Here is a 3,502-nt window from a genome sequence, read left to right as displayed (position 1 = left end):
CGACGTTGTGATGGCTCTTGATGTTCGCCGTCCCGGAGCCGCCGCCGGACTCGACGACGTCCGGGTACAGGGTGCCCTGCACCAGGTACTCGACCTTCTTGCCGGACGCGGCTTGATCGCCCAGGACCTCGGAGACGGCGCCCTCGAAGGACCGGATGAACTCGCGGCCGATGATCTTGCGCTTGGTCTCCGGGTCGGACACTCCGGCGAGGTGGCCGAGGAAGATGTCCTCGGCGTCGACGGTCACCAGTCGCGCGCCGGTGGCGGCGACGAAGTCGGTCTGCACCTGCTCGCGCTCGCCGGCGCGCAGCAGCCCGTGGTCCACGAAGACACAGGTGAGACGATCACCGATCGCGCGCTGCACCAGCGCGGCCGCCACGGCGGAGTCCACACCGCCGGAGAGGCCGCAGATGGCGAGACCGTCGTCGCCCACCTGTTCGCGGACGTCGGCGATCAGCGACTCGGCGATGTTCGCGGCGGTCCAGGTCGGCGTGAGTCCGGCGACCTCGTACAGGAAGCGGGTCAGCACCTCCTGGCCGTGCGGGGTGTGCAGCACCTCGGGGTGATACTGGACGCCGGCCATCTTGCGCTCGACGCTCTCGAACGCGGCCACGGGCGCACCCGGAGTCGACGCGGTGACGGTGAAGCCTTCCGGGGCCACCTGCACGGCATCGTTGTGGCTCATCCAGACCGGCGCGTTCTCGATGCCGTGGTGCAGGACGCCGCCGTCGCCCGCCACGTTCATCATGGTGCGGCCGAACTCGCGTCCACCGGTGTTGGCGACCGTGCCGCCGAGGGCGTCGGTCATCTTCTGGAAGCCGTAGCAGATGCCGAAGACCGGAATCCCCTGCTCAAAGAGCTGCGGGTCGATCGTCGGCGCGCCTTCGGCATACACCGACGACGGTCCGCCGGACAGCACGATGGCCGCGGGATCCTTCGCGAGGTACTCCTCCAGCGGCGCGTCGTGCGCGATCACCTCGGAGTAGATGCGCGCCTCCCGCACCCGCCGCGCGATGAGCTGCGCGTATTGGGCACCGAAGTCGACGACGAGGACAGGACGCGGGTGGTCAGCCGAGGTTTCCGTCACGGGGGTCAGTCTATCGGCCACCCTCGGATCGAACGCATTCGAGACCCGCCCTCGCTAGTCGACCCGAAGGGTCGAGACCGGTAGATCGAGACCGAACCCGCACGCCGCACGGGCGTCGAGGTATTCGACGAGTGCTCGGCGAACCACCTCACCAGGCTTCGCCGACCGTCCGTGGGGTCGTCGTCAGCGGCGTGCCTTCCACCCATCGAAATCGTCGCCGCCCTAGGGACCGGTCTTGATATCATCGGAGCAAGAGGCGATATCCGTGACTGACATCCTGATCCGCAACATCGACGACGACGATCTCAGACACATCGACGCCCTGGCGGCAGAGCTGGGAATCTCCCGGAGTGAACTCTTGCGCAGGGAAACCAAAGACCTGGCGCGGCGGCATGCGCTGCAGCAGGTCACCCTCGACGACATCCGCCGCTCTGTGGACCTGGCGCAGGGCGTCCTCGACGAGGATCTGATGAAGCAGGCCTGGGGCTGAGAGTTGACCCGAACGAGTGGACGCGGTTCCAGACGATGCCGCCCATCTCTGAAATGCCCGTCGCCCCGACATACGCACACGTCGACCGCCGAGCGCTCGAAGTGCAGGGCCGGCTCGCGCAACGCGGGCATCATCGCGCAGCAATAGTCCCCGACCTCCTGATCGCCGCGATCGCCGAGTACGCGGACCTCACCGTGCTGCACGTCGACAAGGATTTCGAACTGATCGCCGGCGTCGCCGACCAGCCGATCGAGCGACTCGCAGGAGACTTCTGACGCAGGACCGACTTGCACCAGATCAAGCAGACCGCGTCCCCGGAAGCGCTGCGTAGGTGCACCGGTGAGGAGTGCGAGTACGGCGCGACTTCCTATGCATTCACCAGGCGCCTGTGTCGGCCCGGATCCACATGAGCAACTCCCCGAGCATGTTGGTACCACGTTCTTCACATGCCGCGGCGCCGCACGTGCAATCGCCCCAGAAGTTGTCGTGGTGCTCGTTTCCCTCGACCAGTCGAGCGCACCCGGTGGCCTGCAGGCGTTCCGCCATCTGTGGAACCTCGAACTTGACGGCCAGGACCTGGATCATCGCGCCGACGCGACCTCCGACCTGCCAGTCCTTCCGCACCGGCACGCTCTGCCCGAGTCGTTTGGCCTCCCCGGGTGACTCGGCGTCGAGGATCTTCCGGCGCGTGCGATCGTCGTCGGCCTTCAGCGCCTGGTAGGCGTGCTCGGCACTGGGTACGCGACCAAGAACGGGCATCTCGAAGTCCACCTGGAAGAAGTTGGACAGGAAATAATGGTCTCCGCGAAACCGATTGATCGCCTCGTGTTCGCTCATGCCCCGATCGTCCCATCCGGCTCCGACATCATCAGCGGCTTCTTCGCCCGGCGCTCCTTCCCCCGACTCCAGTTCGGCGCACGCTGCACGCCGTCGTCCGCCCGATGCCCGGGGCCGCTCAAGCGACGGGGAGCAGTCGCATCCCACACCGACGCCGGTCGATCCCGGAAGGGGGACTCGGCCGCAGTGTCCTTCCGTTTGCAGTCGACGGCGAGATCCTTCAAGTTCCGGTGTCCCCGCGCCAGCCCGGCCAGTGCCTCTCCCACGAGGAGCACCCAGCTGAGCGAGCCGCCGCCAGTCCTCGGTGACCTCCGGAGCGTTCCGCGGAACGCTCCGCAACGCGGCCGCCGCGGCCAGACCCTGCCGTTTCCGGTACGTCTCTCCGCGGTCAGCGGGCGCCCGTCGCCGTCCACGTGCACCGACGTGACCGCGCATCAGCAACTCGTGGCACTGTACGAGCGGACCGTCGCAGGCGAGCACGCCTCGCACCGATTCGGGCGGAACGCCCACGCTTACCCCTACGACCGATTCCCGTCTTCCGCTGCCCCGCCGGCGAACAACTCGGCGACGACACCGGTCACCGTATCGCGTGCATGAGCCGCGCTCGCGTCGTCGACGTCGAAGCCCTCAGCGGTGTGCGGAAGCTCGACGCCGCCGTCGGAGTACTGCACGTCCTCGGCGACGTGCACCGCGAGGACGTAGCGGCCATCGGGACCGAACGCACCCGTCGTCAGATGGATCCACCGATCCGCGACACAGCACATCCAGCCCTGCTTCAGCGCGGCCAATTCCGCACGACCGAGCACCGCCGCGAGTCCGAACCGCTGGTCGTAGCCGTCGGCGCCCACGTCGGTCCAGGCTTCGAGGTGACCAAGGATCCGGTCCGTCCACGAGTCCCGTTCGCCGAGCAGATGCGCGTAGAAGCCGGCGAGGTCGGACGCGGTGGTGCGCGTGTGCGGCCACCGCCCGTCCGGCGACGCGGCCGTGCTGGTCAGCCCGAACCGATGTGCGACTGCCCCGACCAGCGCAGGCCCGCCCAGTCGGCCCCAGAGCACGGTGGCGGCGACGTCGTCGGACGCCGACAGCAT

At 68.0% G+C, this 3,502-nt stretch carries 4 protein-coding genes and 1 pseudogene; 2 read left to right on the top strand and 3 right to left on the bottom strand.

Going from position 1 to position 3,502, the window contains the following annotated elements; translation table 11 throughout:
• On the bottom strand, positions 1-1,087 hold a 1,087-nt coding region (gene guaA, locus GX543_RS18635; RefSeq protein ID WP_290854115.1), incomplete at its 3' end, for a glutamine-hydrolyzing GMP synthase.
• Positions 1,088-1,352: 265 nt separating this feature from the next.
• On the opposite strand from guaA, the gene GX543_RS18630 reads away from it, so the two are divergent.
• Complete coding sequence (locus GX543_RS18630; RefSeq protein ID WP_105941739.1) at positions 1,353-1,577, top strand: ribbon-helix-helix protein, CopG family; 225 nt, start codon at positions 1,353-1,355, stop codon at positions 1,575-1,577.
• Positions 1,578-1,630: 53 nt separating this feature from the next.
• Positions 1,631-1,852, top strand: coding sequence for a hypothetical protein (locus GX543_RS18625; RefSeq protein ID WP_290854113.1), 222 nt, complete (start codon positions 1,631-1,633; stop codon positions 1,850-1,852).
• Between the two features lie 100 nt (positions 1,853-1,952).
• On the opposite strand, the gene GX543_RS18620 is transcribed toward GX543_RS18625, so the two are convergent.
• Both GX543_RS18620 and GX543_RS18615 read right to left on the bottom strand, forming a co-directional pair.
• Positions 1,953-2,414 carry an NADAR family protein gene (locus tag GX543_RS18620; RefSeq protein ID WP_105941737.1) on the bottom strand — a complete coding sequence of 154 codons (462 nt, stop codon included), beginning with the start codon at positions 2,412-2,414 and terminating at the stop codon, positions 1,953-1,955.
• A 518-nt stretch (positions 2,415-2,932) separates the two neighbouring features.
• A pseudogene (locus GX543_RS18615) lies at positions 2,933-3,502 on the bottom strand (hypothetical protein); the annotation flags it as partial.

The sequence above is a fragment of the Gordonia sp. (in: high G+C Gram-positive bacteria) genome, assembly GCF_012515855.1.
In the GTDB taxonomy this organism is placed as follows: Bacteria; Actinomycetota; Actinomycetes; order Mycobacteriales; family Mycobacteriaceae; genus Gordonia.
The sequence above is the reverse complement of the archived record's forward strand: the minus strand, read 5'-3'. Positions and strand labels throughout refer to the sequence as shown.